Source organism: Rouxiella badensis, from assembly GCF_026967515.2.
Lineage (GTDB): Bacteria > Pseudomonadota > Gammaproteobacteria > Enterobacterales > Enterobacteriaceae > Rouxiella > Rouxiella badensis.
In genome coordinates this window covers 400,265-416,852 of record NZ_CP114062.1, presented here as the reverse complement: position 1 = coordinate 416,852, position 16,588 = coordinate 400,265, and the positions used below count along the sequence as shown (strand labels likewise).

Below are 16,588 nucleotides of genomic sequence, written 5' to 3'. Positions count from 1 at the left end.
CAGAAAGATATTTGGCTAATTAATTCGTTAGTACGCAATTCAAAAACAGACTACCATTCACAATAAACTTAGTAATACTCTGTTATATATGAAAATCTTATAGATAAACAACCAGAGGTTAGGATGTCGACTCAAATTGCCAAGCAGCTCACTGAACGCTTCTTCCGTTACCTGTCCGTTACTAGCCAAAGCGACCCCAAAGCCACCGCTCTGCCGAGCACGCCGGGGCAGCAAGAGTTAGCAAACCTTCTCGCCGAAGAGCTAAAAACACTGGGGCTGGAGAATATCGAGATTGACCAGCACGCGACCGTCACCGCCGTGAAACCGGGCACCAAAAAAGGCGGTCCGCGCATTGGTTTTATCACCCACATTGACACCGTTGACGTCGGACTGAGCCCGGATATTCACCCGCAGACGCAGGTATTTAACGGCGACGATGTGTGCCTGAATGCCGAAAAAAATATCTGGCTGCGTACCGATGAGCATCCTGAAATTCTTCCGTACAAAGGTGAGGAGATCATCTTCAGCGACGGTACCAGCGTGCTCGGCGCAGACAACAAGTCGGCAGTCACCGTGGTGATGACGCTGTTGGAAAACCTGACCGAACAGGAGCAATACGGAGATATCGTCGTGGCGTTTGTGCCGGATGAAGAGATTGGCCTGCGCGGCGCCAAGGCACTGGACCTGCGCCGTTTTGACGTCGATTTCGCTTACACCATCGACTGCTGCGAACTCGGCGAAGTGGTGTATGAAAACTTCAACGCCGCGTCGGCGGAAATCACCTTTACCGGCGTGACGGCGCATCCGATGTCGGCCATTGGCGTGCTGGTCAACCCTCTGTTGATGGCCCACGATTTCATCAGCCACTTCGACCGCGAAGAAACGCCAGAAAAAACGAAGGATCGTGAAGGCTATGTTTGGTTCAATGACATCAGCGCCAACCAGCAAGCGGCGACGTTGAAAGCCTCAATTCGCGATTTCGACAGCGCCAGCTTTGCCGCGCGTAAAGCGAAAATTCAAGACGTGGTGAAGATTATTGCCGAGCAATACCCAACCGCGAAGGTGTCGGTCGAGATAAGCGATACCTACAGCAATATCAGCAGCGCTATCAGGGAAGATCGTCGCGCTATTGACTTGATTTTTGAGGCATTGAAAGAAATTAAGGTCGAGCCTAAAGTTATCCCGATGCGTGGAGGCACCGACGGTGCGGCGCTCTCGGCTAAAGGCCTGCTAACGCCGAACTACTTTACTGGCGCACACAATTTCCATTCTAAATTTGAGTTCCTGCCGGTAAATTCCTTCGTGAAGTCCTACGAGCTGACCAAGGCGCTGTGCCTGTTGGCGGCAAAAAGCTAATTCGTGATAAAAAATTTCGCCCCACAGACGGTTTATGGGGCGAAATAATTTTAGTCCATCAGGACACGGACCTCGCGGTACTGCGGGTCATCGGCCCGAACTCTTTCTGCGTAAATTGAATGTAGAGCGTCAGCAAGAAGGCCAAAATGTAGAGCGCGCTATAGGCAAAGACAACGCCTTTCACTCCGACGAACGGCAGCAATAACGTCGCGATTGCCGGTGCAAAGAAGTTGCTCAGCCCGGCCGACAGATTACATACCGATATCGCCGCCCCCTTGTGCTCGGGTTCGAGTGCAGGAAACAGTGCGGTCATCGGCACAAAAGCCGCCGTCGATGCGCCTAGCAAAGTGGCCCCCAGCGCCGCTATCCAGAAGTTATCGCCAAAGTAGACAGGCAGATAGTAAAACGACAGGCTAAATACCGCGCAGCCAATACAGCCATACCAGCGTATTAATCGCAGCATTCCCCATTTTTGCGACATGATCCCCCAAAAAACGTTAAACACGATAGTCGAGAAGAAGAAGATTGCCCATATTTGCAGCCAGTCTGGCATCGTGAAGCCCAGATCGCCCACAAACAGCAGCGGCATAATAATCGCAAACCCGTAAAGCGAAAGCGTATTAATAATCCTGACGACGCTGGCCAGTGCAATATTTTTATTACTCACCAGCAGCGTAACGGCGCGGCTCATTTCGCTAAACTTTTCACGGGTAGATAAATCGAGCAAATGGGTTGAGGTTTTAATATTTTTAAGAGACACCATCGCAAGCATTCCTCCCGCGCACACCCAGACCAGCGAGAACCATAAAACATTAAGCTCGCCAATATGAACGATAATCAGACTCGGCAAATAACTGCCTATTACACCGATGCCTAATGAATATGCAGCCCAGAACCACCCACATGCCGATCCAACTAATTCCTCACGCACGTTGTGAACAATAACTACTATGAATGAATAAAGAAATAATGGATAGGCAAGCCCACGTATTCCATAAAACAGTAAAATAAAATAGTAGTTCTTTTGTGTAAGACCAAAAATCATGAACAGCACGTGGAAAACGACCCACATTAAAAAGCCTATTTTCATCGCCTTCTGTGGCGTAATCACCTCGGCGATAACGCCAGAAGCCCAGGCAGCAAGCGCCGCGCAAAGGCCATAAACCGTGAAGGCGAAGGTCGCCTGCGCCGGTGAAAAACCAATTTCAACGATATATTTTGACAGGAAAGCCAGCTCAAAACCGTCGCCGGTCATGAATAAAAAGATGGCGATATAGCCCCAAAGCAAGTTTTTGGGCAGCCCCATCCAGTGGTCTGTATTCGCTTTCATCCTAAGCCCTTGTTGTAATAAATTGATGGTTGTAAACAGGCGACAATAAGTCAATGGCATGGAGAAGTTTCCACAAATAAATTTTATAAATCGTTTCTGGAAAAGTCTCGCACCCTCCATCTAATCAACAGTAGGCCTATCAAGGTCAACAGAATATTCTCATTATCAAGAAGCCAGTCACACAATAAGCCATCAACTCAACGACAAATACATTAGACAAGTAAAACACCTTATTAAAGAGAGCCAATAAGATCGCCAAATGAATATTAGCTTAACGAAAAGAATAAAGGTGACGACGATCTAAAATAACAACCAAAATGTTGAAGAAAATAATTTTAAAAACTACGGTATAAGCACCAATAAAAATACAATAAGGTCAAAAATGAATATATTACCTCAACGAATTAAACAACTCGTTAATTACGGTCCGCGTGATTATCGCCTGGTTTCAGATGCGCCTCTACCGACACCCAAGGCCCGTGAGCTATTAATCAAGATCAGTGCCTGCGGCGTCTGCGCCTCTGACGTTCACTGCCACGGCGGCGCACCGATGTTCTGGGGCAGCGCGACCGCCCCTTCATGGGTTAAACCACCGGTCGTCCCCGGGCATGAATTTTTTGGTGAAGTCGTCGGCTATGGGGAAGGTGCGCTGGAGCATTTCAGCGTCAAGATGGGTGACCGGGTTATCGCGGAACAAATCGTACCCTGCGAACAATGCCGTTTCTGTAAAAACGGCCAATACTGGATGTGCGAGAAGCACGATATCTACGGTTTTCAGAACGAGGACGCTAACGGCGGCATGTGCGAATACATGTTGTTCAAACCCACCAGCCGCGTTCACAAAATCCCAGACTCACTCACTCGCAACGAATGCGCGCTGATCGAGCCTTTCGCCTGTTCCATTCACGCCGTCAATCGCGGAGACATCCAGTTCAACGACGTCGTGGTGCTGTCGGGTGCAGGTCCGCTGGGGCTGGGCATGGTACAGGCAATTCGCCTCAAAACACCTAAGCTGTTAATTGTCCTCGACACTATCCCCGAGCGCCTGCGGCTGGCAAAAGGGTTCGGTGCCGACCTGGTGATGAACCCGCTCGAGGAAGACGTGGTGGCGAAAGTGAAAGCCCTGACCGACGGCTATGGCTGTGACGTGTACATAGAAGCCACGGGTAATCCGGCGAGTGTCCCACAGGGTCTGCAAATGATCCGCAAGATGGGCCGCTTCGTTGAATTCAGCATGTTCAGCAAAGAGACCACCGTCGACTGGTCGATCATCGGCGACCGCAAAGAGCTGGACATTCGCGGCGCACACCTCGGCCCGCACTGCTACGAAACCGTTATCAACTTTTTTGAACGTAAGCTGTTCAGCGCCGAGGGCGTTGTTACTCACACCTATTCTCTGGATGAATGGGAGGCGGCATTTGAAAACGCTCACAGCGCCGAATCGGTTAAAGTTTTGTTAGTTCCCTGAAGGACGCACGGCCATGAAATATGTTATTGGAGTCGATGTCGGTACCCAGAGCACCAAAGGTATTCTGATGAACGCCGAGGGACGTATTCTCACCAGCGCATCCCGCGGCTACAGCGTCGAAACGCCAAAGCCGCTGTGGGCGCAGCAATGGCCTGAGGTTTGGCTCGAGGCAACAATGGCGGTGCTGGCAGACATTGTCAGGCAGTCCGGCGTAGACAAAAGCCAGATTGCCTCCGTCTGCATTAGCAGTCTGTACGGCGGATCGGGGATCGCGGTCGATGAAAACCTCATACCGCTTTATCCCTGTCTTATCTGGATGGACCGACGCGCGTCTGACCGCGTCGAGTGGGTCAAGAATTACGTCGACACTAAGGAGCTGTTCCGTATTACCGGCAACTCGCTCGACAGCTACTACGGTTACACCAAGATCCTGTGGATCAAAGAGCACGAACCTGAGGTCTGGGAAAATACCCGTTTCTTCCTGCCGCCAAACAGCTACATCAATTACAAGCTGACCGGCGAGGTCGCGGTCGATCACTGTTCGGCGGGCAATATCGGCGGTGTCTACAACATTGAAAAACGCGACTGGTCAACCAAGGCCTGCCGCATGCTCGGGATCCCCAAATCGATGATGCCCTCTCGGCTGGTCGCCTCCGACGAAATTGTGGGCGGTCTGCTGCCCGAGATGGCAGAGAAACTCGGACTGGCCGCGGGTACGCCGATTGTGGCCGGCGGCGTCGATGCCGCCGTCGCAACCCTGGCCGCAGGCGTTGTCGCGCCGGGTAACCACGTGGCGATGATAGGCACCTCGATGTGCTGGGGCTTTATCAATCACTCCGTAGACGCACGGCACGGCCTTATTAGCATGCCGCACGTCAATAATCCTTTGCAGGATATCTACACGTTTGGCGGTGCGATTACCGCAGGCGCGTCAGTGACCTGGTTTATCGAGCAGTTTTGCAGCGCCGAGAAGCAACAGGCTAAAGAGCAAGGCTGCACGGTACACCATGTGTTGGAAGAAAAAGCCAAATGCCTATCACCAGGGGCTGATGGTCTGGTGTTTCTCCCTTATCTGATGGGAGAGCGCAGCCCAATTTGGGATGCCAAGGCAACCGGGACTCTGGTTGGATTAAGCCTTTACCACACGAGACATCACATGTATCGCGCTGTGTTAGAAGGCATCACCTTTGCGCTCAAAGATAATATCGAGTCCGGCAAAGCCTGCGCCGAGCGGTTAGACAACGAGCTTATCGTCGTCGGCGGTGCGGCCTTCTCGGACATGTGGATGCAGATCATCGCTGACGTGACCGGCTATCCGGTTCTGACTATCAAGGAGGAGGTTGAGGCACCGCTTGGGGATTGCTTCCTGGCCGCGAAGGCCGTAGGGATCATTCAAAATGCAGAACAGATAAAGCAGTGGTTTACGCTGGAAGCTCGTGCGGAACCCGACGCAAAAGCCCACGAAAAATACAACGCACTGTTCAACACCTATCGTTCAATATACAAAAACATCAAGGGAGACATGCATCAGCTGTATGATTTGACCAAAATGGAGTAAGTAAGATAGGACGAACATAACCCTAAGTATTTGGCGCTGCAGCAAGTTGGCCCTTTCCCCGGAAACCTAAAAAACTCAGTAACCGGGGTGAGCCAACGCTGCTGCAACGTCAAGTACAGCGGGTTATTTTAAGGCACCCGATAAAAACTGCTGCAAACGGGCACTTTTCGGGCTACCGAATACGTCTGCAGGGTTCCCTTGCTCCTCGATAACGCCCTGATGCAGGAAAATTACGTGGCTGGAGACGTTACGGGCAAACTCCATCTCATGCGTAACCACCACCATGGTTTTCCCCTCTTCGGCCAGTTTCTGCATGATGCGTAAAACCTCCCCCACCAGCTCCGGATCCAGTGCCGACGTCGGTTCGTCAAACAGTAGCACCTCAGGCTCCATCGCCAGGGCACGCGCAATTGATACGCGCTGCTGCTGACCGCCAGACAGGTTCACCGGATACTTGCCGCGTGCACGCTCGTCAATCCCGACTTTCTCGAGGTAACGGATAGCCCGGTCTTTCGCTTCGGCCTTGCTGATGCCCAGCACCTGAATCGGTGCCTCCATGACGTTTTCAAGCACCGTCATGTGACTCCACAGGTTGAAGTGCTGAAACACCATCGTCAGCTTGGTGCGCAACAGCTGGAGCTGCTTCTTGTCGAACACTTTGAGCTGACCATCGGTGTCGCGCACCATGCGGATATCTTGATTATTGACGCTAATCGACCCTTCGCTCGGCTTTTCGAGGAAGTTAATGCAGCGCAGGAAGGTACTTTTCCCAGAACCTGATGATCCAATGATGCTGATAACGTCACCGGCATTGGCAGACATTGAGACGCCTTTGAGTACCTCGTGCTCGCCATAGCGCTTATGCAGATCGATTACGGCTAATTTATTTTCTGACATGATTTTTCCCGCACTGGTTTAAACGTTTTCACGGTTAATACATTTTTTTCTTAGTGTGAAGACTGAGGCTTAACGTGCGCCAGCCAGCGTTTTTCCGCCTTGCGGAACAAACTAATCAAAACAAACGAGACACAGAGGTAAATCACCGCCGCGATACCGAACGCATAGAACGGCTGATAGGTCGCAGAGTTGATGTCCCTGGCAATTTTAAGCACGTCTGGCACGGTGGCTGTAAACGCCAGCGCCGTAGAGTGCAGCATCAGAATCACCTCGTTGCTATAGGCCGGTAAAGCGGTACGCAACGCAGAAGGCAGGATGATGCAGGTATACATTTTAAAGCGCGAGAAACCGTAAGCATTGGCCGCCTCGATTTCACCATGCGGTACTGCACGTATCGCACCGGCGAAAATCTCGGTGGTGTAGGCACAGGTGTTCAGCGTCAGGGCCAGAATGGTGCAGTTGAGGCCACTGCGGAAGAAGGCGTTCAGAAAGTCAGTGCCACGGACAATTTCGAGGCTGTACATCCCGGAGTAAAACACCAGCAGTTGCACGTAGAGCGGGGTACCGCGGAAAACGTAGGTAAACAGCCAGATTGGCATGCTTATCCAACGGTTTGGCGAAACGCGCCCAACGGAGAGCAGCACAGCGAGAAGTCCCCCCATCACCACCGAGCTTATTAACAGCCACAGCGTTACGGCGAGACCGGTAAAACGGTAGCCGTCGCTGTAGAGCAGCGACATGCCGTATTGATGCAAAATGTCGATCATAGCTCAGCCCTCTTCACACCCAGCGAATACCGGCGGTTGAGCCACAGCAATACTCCATTGGATAAGGTGGTAAATACCAGATAAATGATGCCGGCAACGATAGAGAAGTAGAAAGGTTGATAAGTCCCCTTACCTGCCAACTGCGTTGCCTTGATGACGTCTTCGAGGCCGAGCAGAGACACCAGCGCCGTGGCCTTGAGAATAACCTGCCAGTTGTTGGCGATGCCAGGCAGAGCGAAACGCATCATGGCTGGAAAGAGAATACGTCGGAAAATCTGTGAGCCGCTGAAGCCGTAAGCCACCGCCGCCTCGATTTGTCCGCGCGGAACCGCCATAAAAGCGCCGCGAAAGGTCTCGGTGAAATAGGCACCGTAAATGAATCCAAGGGTGATAATACCTGCGCTGAGGGGATCGATATCAATCTGATCGATGCCGATGGCTTCGGTCAGACTGTTTAACGCAATTTGCAGGCCGTAGAAAATTAACAGCATTAATACCAGATCGGGAACGCCGCGAATCAACGTGGTGTAGGCGCCAAACAATCCAGATATAACCCGGTTTTTTGACAGCTTTCCGCCCGCTCCGATCAAACCAATGATCAAGGCCAGCACCACCGAGGAGAGTGCCAGTTCCAGCGTGACCAGTGTGCCCTGGATTATTACGTGGGAATACCCGTATAGCATGAACATATCCTGTCTTTGACGATAATCAGACTGCGTTTCGCAGGTTTAACTGGGCTTCTCTTTTAAAGCGGCCTCCCCTTGCAGGCAGGCCGCCACTACGGAAACGACTCCTGTCCCTGATGTCGTCAGCTACCCCTTAACCGCCGTACACATCGAAGTTGAAGTATTTTTTCGCCAGCTTGTCGTAGGTGCCGTCTTTGCGCATGGAATCGAAGGCTTTGTTCAATGCATTTTTCAGATCGTCTTCGTTCTTACGCAGGCCCATGCCGGTGCCCACACCGAAGAATTTGTCATCTTTAACCGACTCGCCTGCAAACGCGTAGCCTTTACCCGCAGGCTGTTTCAGGAAGCCTTCGCTGCCTGCGACTTCATCCTGGAACGCTGCGTCAAGACGGCCGGACGCGAGGTCTGAATAAATCAGGTCCTGATTCTGGTAGGCCACTACGTTAACGCCCTTAGGCTGCCAGTTGGCGTTGGCATAAGCTTCCTGAGTAGAACCCTGCAGAACACCGATGTTTTTGCCTTTCAGGGAATCCAGCGTGGGCAAGATTTTAGAGCCGGTCGGTGCTATCAGACGCGCGTTGGCGGCATACAGCTTCTCGGTGAAATCAATTTCCTGCTGGCGTTTCTCAGTGATAGACAAAGAAGAGATGATGGCGTCGATTTTTCTCGCCTTCAGGGAAGGGATCAGCGCGTCAAAGTCGCTTTCAACGTAGGTACATTTGATTTGCGCACGTTTACACATTTCATTAGCCAGGTCGATATCAAAACCGACCAGCTTACCGCTGGAATCTTTCGATTCAAATGGTGCATAGGTTGGATCCGTACCGATTTTAATTGCTTTTGGCACGGCAGCAAAAGCGCTGCTTGCGCTGGCCAATACGAATACCAGAGGAAGAACCTTGAACAACTTTTTCATACATAACCCTCAGCCATTAATCGTGCGTTGTTGTTTGTTGTGTTTGGTTGCCGGGACAACCGTTTTATTTTTTTGTCACCGGTCTGCGTCGGTAACATTTTCACCACTTTCACTACTATGCAGTAATTATGCAATAGTTATGCAGTAATCGTGCCGACTTTGCGGAACTGTCGTTTTAGTGAACAACGAAGGCAAAATTACATTCAGATTAGTCTGCAAAATCACCGGTTAAGCGAGCGCTACCGTCAGATTGAAACAGAAACGCACCAAAATAAAACATAAAGAGTTCAATTTTGGTGCATCGTTATCATTCTGTGCAAATTTAGGGCATAAGGGCTTGCAAAAAGCTAGTGGCTGCCCTGCCAGCGAACAAACAGGTCTTCCGGAAGTTCGATATCAAACTGGTCGATAACCCGGTTTACGGTCTGATCGATGATGTCTTCAACGCTTGAGGGACGATGATAAAAGGCAGGTACCGGCGGCATGATAATCGCGCCGAGTTCGGCTGCGGAGGTCATCAGACGCAAATGGCCGAGATGCAGTGGCGTTTCGCGCACGCACAGCACCAGACGACGGCTCTCTTTCAGCACGACGTCTGCCGCACGGGTCAGCAATCCGTCGGTATAGCTATTGACAATACCGGACAGCGTTTTGATTGAGCACGGCAGTATTGCCATACCCGCGGTTTTGAACGAGCCGGAAGAGATGGTTGCCGCGATATCTCGAGAGTCATGGACAACGTCGGCAAGCGCCTGAACGTCGCGCAGGCTGAGATCGGTTTCAAGCGCCAGCGTTTGACGCGCCGCATTGCTCATCACCAGATGCGTTTCGACCTCAGGCACTTCGCGCAACACCTGTAAAAGACGAACGCCATAAATAGCGCCACTGGCGCCGGAGATGCCGACAATGAGTCGTTTCATGGATACAGCCTCAGAAATGACGAACTTAAACTTCAGAACGTAGGATTAATCAGAAGACTTTGCCGGAATGAAAAGCGATTGGCAAGTAACGGTGTCAAGCGGGGATAATACCGGAGAGAACCGTCTGCCTTGACCTGCGTAACAGGGTAAGACAGACGGTAAAAAGGCTTAATTAACCTTCATTATGCATTTCGAGATTTTCGGCTTCCTGCTGACCACGCAATGCCTGAGCATCGTCGTTACGCAGGGCGTCGAGGTATTCGAGATAGCTTTGGTCAACGTCTTTGGTGACGTAGATACCGTCAAACACCGAGCATTCGAACTGCTCGATATCCGGGTTCTCTTCCTTCACCGCGTCGATGAGGTCACTCAAGTCCTGGAATATAAGCGCATCCGCACCGATCATCTGGTTGATTTCGCTCACTTCACGACCGTGGGCAATCAGCTCGTTGGCGCTTGGCATGTCGATACCGTAGACGTTCGGGAAACGCACTTCCGGCGCAGCCGAAGCCAGGTAAACATTTTTAGCTCCCGCGTCACGGGCCATCTCGACAATCTGTTGAGAGGTGGTACCGCGAACGATGGAGTCATCGATCAGGAGAACGTTTTTATCACGGAACTCGGCGCGGTTGGCGTTTAGTTTGCGGCGCACCGACTTAACGCGCTCCTGCTGACCCGGCATGATAAAGGTACGGCCCACGTAGCGGTTTTTAACAAACCCCTGACGGTACGGCTTGTTCAGGATACGGGCGATTTCCAGAGCGATGTCGTTAGACGTCTCAGGGATCGGGATAACCGCATCGATTTCAAGATCTTCCCACTCGCGGGCAATTTTGGCACCCAGCTTCTGGCCCATACGGCGACGCGCGCTGTAAACGGAAATCTTGTCGATGAACGAGTCAGGGCGGGCGAAATAGACGTACTCGAACAGGCATGGATTGTACTGAGGATTCTCGGCACACATGCGAGTGAAGAGTTGGCCTTTTTCGGTGATATACACCGCTTCGCCTGGCGCGACGTCACGCAGGAACTCGAAGCCCAGGGTATCCAGCGCCACGCTCTCGGACGCTACCATGTACTCGGAGCGGCCGTCTTCAAGCTCACGCCTGCCGATAACCAGCGGGCGAATTCCGTGCGGGTCACGGAAAGCCAGCATTCCGTGGCCGATGATCATCGCGACGCAAGCATACGCACCGCGGATCTTCAGATTCATTGCCGTGACGGCAGCGAAAATGTTGTCAGCCTCCAGCGGATAGTGCTGGAACTTGTCCAACTCGCTGGCCAGAATGTTTAGCAAAACTTCAGAATCGGAAGTGGTGTTGACGTGGCGACGCGCGCCTTCAAACAGCGTACTTCTCAATTCGTGTGCATTCGTCAGGTTACCGTTATGGGCCAGTGAAATGCCGAACGGAGAGTTGACGTAAAATGGTTGAGCCTCAGAAGCGCTGGAACTGCCAGCCGTAGGGTAACGAACGTGACCAAGGCCCATGTTGCCCTGTAAACGTTGCATATGCCGTGCTTCAAACACATCCTTCACCAGGCCATTTGCCTTCCGCAGACGGAAGTTATTGTTGCCATCAATGGTGACGATGCCAGCGGCATCCTGCCCACGGTGCTGCAACACCGTTAACGCGTCATAAATCGACTGGTTTACCGGCATAAAACCGGCGATACCGACAATACCGCACATGTTGTCTTTTCCTCATCAGCGCTGCCAAAGTTAAATATGCTTTGGCAAGAAACTCGACGTGCTCTGCAGGTAGTCAAAAAACCACCTGATGATAGAACTAAAATACGGGATCAACTGAGACTGCTTCCAGTCATCACCGTGTGAAAAGCTGGTGAAAGTGTCCAGAAAGAAGAGCCCTGCTGCGACGATCAATACGCCACGCAGTGCGCCAAAACAGACGCCTAAAACCCGGTCGGTTCCCGATAGTCCGGTACGATCGACCAAAGAGCTGATCACATAGTTTACAATGGCACCTACGATCAACGTCGCGATGAACAAGATACCAATTGCGATCCCGTTTCGAACGACTTCGTCTTCGAAACGCGTGAAATAGACGGCGAGGTAAGGATAATAGTGGCTGGCAACGAAGAAGGCGCACCCCCAGGTTACCAATGATAAGGCCTCGCGAACAAAACCTCGAATCAGGCTGACTAAAGCAGAAAACCCGATAACCGCAATAATGACGTAATCAATCCAAACCATCACTTTATCAATCTCATCCAGGATAAGACCCTTCATCTTTCTCGCCAAAGCGGGAATGATTCGGGGAAAAACTTGCCCGGCATCCAAATCGCTGCGAATTCTAACAGAAAAAGAAAACGTTTGCGTAGGGGAAATCTGCCGGTCAGCCAAATTAATCATTGCGGCTAAAAAAACATCAATCACCGCAAAAAGATAACGAAACGTTATAAATTCAAGTTACCTAAAAAGGGCACATTCCGCTTAGTCTTCGCGCCCCTTAACCTACAAACAGACGCCACTGCAAGCACCCCGGATACCTGACAATTCGGTAACCGGGGTGCTGTAGGGGAATCAACCACCCTGTACGTTAATGGGTGAAAGACAGTTTAGTGGGCGGAGTAGGCACGCACTACGCCGCTCAATCCGCTGACGCTTTTCAGCGAAGACAGAGAGGCTTCAAGGTTTTGCTTATTGGCTTCAGGCCCAACGAAGACGCGGGTGATTTGCCCCTGAACCGGCGTGGCCGGGACGGTATAAGCACGATAGCCTGATAAACGCAGTTTAGCGACCACCTCGTTCACTTTATCAGCATTTTTCAACGCCCCTAACTGTACGACGTAAGACTGACCCGCCGGGGCCTTTTCAGGCGTCTGCGGGCGAGGTTCAGTTTTAGCCGTCTCTACAGGTTTAGGCTCCACCTTTTTAGGCTCAACGCGCTTCGGTTCGACCGGTTTGGTCTGGGTCTGCCTTGGCTGCTGTGCCTGACGAGATTCTGTCATCGCAGGCGGCGTCAAAGTTTTAGGCTGCGTCGCTTTGGGTGATTCAGTTTTCGGCGCGGCGGTGGCGGTATCGCCTTCATCGGCTTCTCCGTCAGCCTGTGCGGCGGCGTGTGCCGCCTCGGCAGCGCCAGCGTTGATTGCCGCACTCGCCCCTTCTGGCGGCTGAGCCGGTAACGCCTGCGTCACCTGCCCGGCGTTTTCCTGATCCTGAGAATCCCCGGCTTTTGGAACCAGAGGAATCGAGGCGAACTCGTCCTCATAGTGCTTCTTTTTTCCATCCAGCAACCCCGGGAGAATAATGACCCCCAACGCCACCAGAATTACGGTGCCAACCAGACGATTTTGAAACTTACTTGCCACTGGTATTCCCCGTATCCAACGCAGCCATCACATGCGCTACGGTATGAAATGATCCACAGACTATAACAATATCCTGACTTTCAGCATCCTGCATCGCCTGTTTCCATGCGCTCACCACATCTGTGAACGAAAACGCCTCGGGAAGATGTTCTGTCAACGCCGCGACCCCAGCACCGCGCGGACCCTCGAGAGGAGCACAGTACCAGACATCAACCTGCGGTTTCAGACAGTCCAACGTTCCGGCAATGTCTTTATCCAACAACATACCGATAACTGCACGCACTTTTCCGCCCTGACGTGGCAAATCAGAAAGTTTACCGGCTAAATACCCGGCAGCGTGTGGATTATGAGCAACGTCGAGGATCAGACGTGGAGATTCGCTAACCTGTTGGAAGCGGCCCGGCAAGGATGCCTGCTGCAACCCCTGACGCAGCGCGTCTTCCGAAACGTTGATTTCACTATAGTGCAATGCGGCCAACGCCGTCGCCGCATTCGCCAGCGGCACGTTAGGCAGCGGCATTGCGCTGTAAGCCGCTGTCTCTACGCCTTCGCAACGCCAGCTCCAGTCGCTGCTGCCGACCTGATAATGCCAGTCCTGACCCACGCGGTGCAGGTGCGCGCCTTTTTCGTTGGCGACGTCGGCAATCGACTGCGGCATATCAATCTCCCCCACGACCGCAGGACGGTCCTTGCGGAATACGCCTGCTTTCTCACGGCCGATGCTCTCGCGATCGGAACCGAGCCAGTCGGTGTGGTCGAGCGCAATGCTGGTCACGACGGAAACGTTGGCATCGACAATGTTGGTGGCATCAAGACGACCGCCAAGGCCCACTTCAAGGATAACCACGTCGAGCGCCGCCTGCTTAAACAGCTGTAACGCCGACAGGGTGCCGTATTCGAAATAGGTCAGCGAAATATCACCGCGACCGGCCTCGAGCAGCGCAAAGGACTGACAGTGTTCGGCTTCGCTCAGCTCCTGCCCCTGAATACGCACGCGCTCAGTGTAGCGCACCAGATGCGGTGAGCTATAAACGCCCACGCGATACCCTGCGGCCATGAGCACGGCTTCGAGCGTGCGGCAGGTGGTGCCTTTGCCATTGGTTCCGGCGACGGTAAAGACCTGGGGAGCGGGAGTCAGAAGATTCATGCGCGTTGCCACGGTATTTACTCTGTCGAGCCCGAGCTCAATCGCCTGAGAATGAAGATTTTCAAGATAATGAAGCCACGTGGCCAAAGGCGACGTGGCTTCAGGAATAGAGATGTTTTGCATAAGTCCCGCCTAACGTAATCTGTTCAGATTCATAATGAGCCTGAAGGACATGCATTACCGGACTTTTACGACAGGCAATGCCCCTTTGTCAGTACTGTGCGCACGACGCTGGATAACAGCCCATTTTGTTTATCCCCGCCACTGGCGAGGATAATAGCAGAGGCGGCAAGAAGCTTGCCGCCAATTTTCACTCACAGGCTATTGTTGCTGCCTGTCAGGCATCCTGATGATGATCAGCTGAAGCGTCGTCTGCTTTGATAACAGGGACTTCGGTGACTTTAGGTTCAGGATGGCCGGTCAACTTGGCCAACACGCTGCCCAGTTTGTTACGCAGTTCTGCACGACGAACGATCATGTCGATCGCGCCTTTTTCAATCAGGAACTCACTGCGCTGGAAGCCTGGCGGCAGTTTCTCACGTACGGTCTGCTCGATAACGCGAGGACCCGCAAAGCCGATCAACGCTTTAGGCTCAGCCACGTTGATATCGCCAAGCATTGCCAGACTGGCTGAAACCCCGCCCATGGTTGGGTCAGTCAGTACGGAGATGTAAGGCAGACCACGCTCTTGAAGTTTAGCCAGTGCAGCACTGGTTTTTGCCATCTGCATCAGAGACATCAGCGCTTCTTGCATACGTGCTCCGCCGCTGGCAGAGAAACAGACCAGTGGACAGTTGTCTTCAAGAGCCTGTTCGACCGCACGAACGAAACGCGCGCCGACAACGGATGCCATTGAACCGCCCATGAAGGCAAATTCGAATGCAGCAACAACGATTGGCATGCCGTACAGGGTGCCTTTCATCACGACCATTGCATCTTTCTCGTCAGTTTCTTTCTGAGCAGCCAGCAGACGATCTTTATATTTTTTGGAGTCTCTAAACTTAAGCAAATCTTTAGGCTCAAGCTCGCTACCCAATTCGACCTCGCTCCCTTCGTCCATGAAAGTGAACAGACGCATACGCGCAGACATACGCATATGGTGGTCGCACTTAGGACAAACCATCAGATTGCGCTCGAGTTCAGCGCGGTATAACACCTGACCACAGCTATCGCATTTGGTCCAGACACCTTCTGGAATGCTTGCTTTACGGGTTTGCGAGATGTTGCTCTTATTAAGAATTCGTTCAATCCAGCTCATCGATGACCTTTCTGTTTGAACCTGGCAAACGCCAGTTCGCTGTTCATGCTGTAACAAGTCCCCTGCTTAAAACAAATAACCGTCCCCAATTATCAAGAATTTTTAAGCAACTCGAGTCGCTAAAAAACGTCCTACAGGGAGGGTTGCTCGCAGGAACAGACCACAAATGTCGCTCATTAAACCATAACAGTTAGAGACTGTAGATAAAAAACTGGTCTTACCCTTTGGTTTAATGCCTTTAATTTTAATAATTCACGCCAGGGACAGGGTTTCCTCTGCCCTACGGCCTGACCGCTATCCCGCGTTTTTAGCCGTTTTGCGGTGACGAATTACCTCGATAATCGCCGGCAAAACAGAAACAACGATAATGGCGACAATCACAAATTTCAAATTGTTCTGCACAAACGGCACATTGCCAAAAAGGTAGCCAGCGTATGTCAGTAACAGTACCCAGAATAGCGCACCGATCACGTTATAGGCGGCAAATTGGCGATAAGACATGCGTCCCATGCCGGCAACAAAAGGTGCAAAAGTGCGAACAATTGGCACAAAGCGCGCAAGAATAATCGTTTTGCCGCCATGTTTCTCGTAAAACTTGTGAGTTTGATCTAAATAACTTTGACGAAAAATTTTTGAATTCGGATTGGAAAATAGCTTCGCACCGAACAAACGCCCAATGGTGTAGTTCACCGCATCACCCACGACGGCAGCCACCACCATCAGAAACGCCATCAGATGGACGTCGAGGCTGTTGGTTGGCAGCGCAGCAAGTGCCCCCGCAACAAACAGCAGCGAATCGCCCGGCAGGAATGGCGTAACCACCAGCCCGGTTTCGCAAAAAAGAATCACGAACAGAATGGCATAAACCCAGACGCCATACTGCGCAACCAGCTCGGTGAGATGCACATCGATATGCAGGATAAAATCAACGATATAGTGGATGAATTCCATGGTA

General features: G+C 51.9%; 15 protein-coding genes. 3 read left to right on the top strand and 12 right to left on the bottom strand.

Features of this window, described 5'->3' with window-relative positions; translation table 11 throughout:
- Positions 1–123 precede the first annotated feature (123 nt).
- Entirely contained in the window at positions 124–1,356 is a 1,233-nt protein-coding gene (pepT, locus tag O1V65_RS02160; RefSeq protein WP_269130123.1) for a peptidase T, read from the top strand.
- Between the two features lie 58 nt (positions 1,357–1,414).
- Here pepT and O1V65_RS02155 read toward each other — a convergent pair whose 3' ends face one another.
- On the bottom strand, positions 1,415–2,686 hold the full coding sequence (locus tag O1V65_RS02155) for an MFS transporter (RefSeq protein WP_017490269.1): 1,272 nt from the start codon (positions 2,684–2,686) through the stop codon (positions 1,415–1,417).
- Positions 2,687–3,068: 382 nt separating this feature from the next.
- Between O1V65_RS02155 and O1V65_RS02150 the strand changes: the two genes are divergently transcribed.
- Positions 3,069–4,154 carry an alcohol dehydrogenase catalytic domain-containing protein gene (locus tag O1V65_RS02150; RefSeq protein WP_269130122.1) on the top strand — a complete coding sequence of 362 codons (1,086 nt, stop codon included), beginning with the start codon at positions 3,069–3,071 and terminating at the stop codon, positions 4,152–4,154.
- Between the two features lie 13 nt (positions 4,155–4,167).
- Positions 4,168–5,712: an FGGY-family carbohydrate kinase gene (locus tag O1V65_RS02145; protein ID WP_017490271.1), complete on the top strand. Its 1,545-nt coding sequence runs from the start codon at positions 4,168–4,170 to the stop codon at positions 5,710–5,712.
- A 123-nt stretch (positions 5,713–5,835) separates the two neighbouring features.
- On the opposite strand, the gene hisP is transcribed toward O1V65_RS02145, so the two are convergent.
- The 11 genes from hisP to O1V65_RS02090 form a co-directional block, all read right to left on the bottom strand.
- A complete protein-coding gene (gene hisP / locus O1V65_RS02140; protein WP_017490272.1) occupies positions 5,836–6,609 on the bottom strand; it encodes a histidine ABC transporter ATP-binding protein HisP in 774 nt (257 codons plus the stop codon).
- Positions 6,610–6,659: 50 nt separating this feature from the next.
- A complete protein-coding gene (locus O1V65_RS02135; protein WP_017490273.1) occupies positions 6,660–7,376 on the bottom strand; it encodes an ABC transporter permease in 717 nt (238 codons plus the stop codon).
- On the bottom strand, positions 7,373–8,059 hold the full coding sequence (locus O1V65_RS02130) for a histidine ABC transporter permease HisQ (RefSeq protein WP_017490274.1): 687 nt from the start codon (positions 8,057–8,059) through the stop codon (positions 7,373–7,375). Before O1V65_RS02130 ends, O1V65_RS02135 begins: the two co-directional genes overlap by 4 nt.
- A gap of 136 nt (positions 8,060–8,195) precedes the next feature.
- Positions 8,196–8,978, bottom strand: coding sequence for a lysine/arginine/ornithine ABC transporter substrate-binding protein ArgT (argT, locus tag O1V65_RS02125; RefSeq protein WP_017490275.1), 783 nt, complete (start codon positions 8,976–8,978; stop codon positions 8,196–8,198).
- Positions 8,979–9,325: 347 nt separating this feature from the next.
- Complete coding sequence (locus O1V65_RS02120) at positions 9,326–9,898, bottom strand: UbiX family flavin prenyltransferase (RefSeq protein ID WP_017490276.1); 573 nt, start codon at positions 9,896–9,898, stop codon at positions 9,326–9,328.
- 172 nt (positions 9,899–10,070) lie between these two features.
- On the bottom strand, positions 10,071–11,588 hold the full coding sequence (gene purF / locus O1V65_RS02115; RefSeq protein WP_017490277.1) for an amidophosphoribosyltransferase: 1,518 nt from the start codon (positions 11,586–11,588) through the stop codon (positions 10,071–10,073).
- Positions 11,589–11,618: 30 nt separating this feature from the next.
- On the bottom strand, positions 11,619–12,110 hold the full coding sequence (gene cvpA, locus O1V65_RS02110; protein ID WP_026110311.1) for a colicin V production protein: 492 nt from the start codon (positions 12,108–12,110) through the stop codon (positions 11,619–11,621).
- A gap of 365 nt (positions 12,111–12,475) precedes the next feature.
- Positions 12,476–13,228: a cell division protein DedD gene (gene dedD, locus O1V65_RS02105; protein ID WP_017490279.1), complete on the bottom strand. Its 753-nt coding sequence runs from the start codon at positions 13,226–13,228 to the stop codon at positions 12,476–12,478.
- Positions 13,218–14,498 (bottom strand): bifunctional tetrahydrofolate synthase/dihydrofolate synthase, encoded by a 1,281-nt coding sequence (gene folC, locus O1V65_RS02100; protein ID WP_269130121.1) that lies wholly within the window; start codon positions 14,496–14,498, stop codon positions 13,218–13,220. The genes dedD and folC overlap by 11 nt, the downstream gene beginning before the upstream one ends.
- A 214-nt stretch (positions 14,499–14,712) precedes the next feature.
- Positions 14,713–15,633, bottom strand: a complete 921-nt coding sequence (accD, locus tag O1V65_RS02095; protein WP_017490281.1) for an acetyl-CoA carboxylase, carboxyltransferase subunit beta — start codon at positions 15,631–15,633, stop codon at positions 14,713–14,715.
- A gap of 294 nt (positions 15,634–15,927) precedes the next feature.
- Positions 15,928–16,584 carry a DedA family protein gene (locus O1V65_RS02090; protein WP_017490282.1) on the bottom strand — a complete coding sequence of 219 codons (657 nt, stop codon included), beginning with the start codon at positions 16,582–16,584 and terminating at the stop codon, positions 15,928–15,930.
- Positions 16,585–16,588 lie beyond the last annotated feature (4 nt).

Bases quoted from the DNA above. Each gene is read 5' to 3' on its own strand.
- pepT (WP_269130123.1), top strand. From the start codon at position 124: ATGTCGACTCAAATTGCCAAGCAGCTCACTGAACGCTTCTTCCGTTAC.
- O1V65_RS02155 (WP_017490269.1), bottom strand. From the start codon at position 2,686: ATGAAAGCGAATACAGACCACTGGATGGGGCTGCCCAAAAACTTGCTT.
- O1V65_RS02150 (WP_269130122.1), top strand. From the start codon at position 3,069: ATGAATATATTACCTCAACGAATTAAACAACTCGTTAATTACGGTCCG.
- O1V65_RS02145 (WP_017490271.1), top strand. From the start codon at position 4,168: ATGAAATATGTTATTGGAGTCGATGTCGGTACCCAGAGCACCAAAGGT.
- hisP (WP_017490272.1), bottom strand. From the start codon at position 6,609: ATGTCAGAAAATAAATTAGCCGTAATCGATCTGCATAAGCGCTATGGC.
- O1V65_RS02135 (WP_017490273.1), bottom strand. From the start codon at position 7,376: ATGATCGACATTTTGCATCAATACGGCATGTCGCTGCTCTACAGCGAC.
- O1V65_RS02130 (WP_017490274.1), bottom strand. From the start codon at position 8,059: ATGCTATACGGGTATTCCCACGTAATAATCCAGGGCACACTGGTCACG.
- argT (WP_017490275.1), bottom strand. From the start codon at position 8,978: ATGAAAAAGTTGTTCAAGGTTCTTCCTCTGGTATTCGTATTGGCCAGC.
- O1V65_RS02120 (WP_017490276.1), bottom strand. From the start codon at position 9,898: ATGAAACGACTCATTGTCGGCATCTCCGGCGCCAGTGGCGCTATTTAT.
- purF (WP_017490277.1), bottom strand. From the start codon at position 11,588: ATGTGCGGTATTGTCGGTATCGCCGGTTTTATGCCGGTAAACCAGTCG.
- cvpA (WP_026110311.1), bottom strand. From the start codon at position 12,110: ATGGTTTGGATTGATTACGTCATTATTGCGGTTATCGGGTTTTCTGCT.
- folC (WP_269130121.1), bottom strand. From the start codon at position 14,498: ATGCAAAACATCTCTATTCCTGAAGCCACGTCGCCTTTGGCCACGTGG.
- accD (WP_017490281.1), bottom strand. From the start codon at position 15,633: ATGAGCTGGATTGAACGAATTCTTAATAAGAGCAACATCTCGCAAACC.
- O1V65_RS02090 (WP_017490282.1), bottom strand. From the start codon at position 16,584: ATGGAATTCATCCACTATATCGTTGATTTTATCCTGCATATCGATGTG.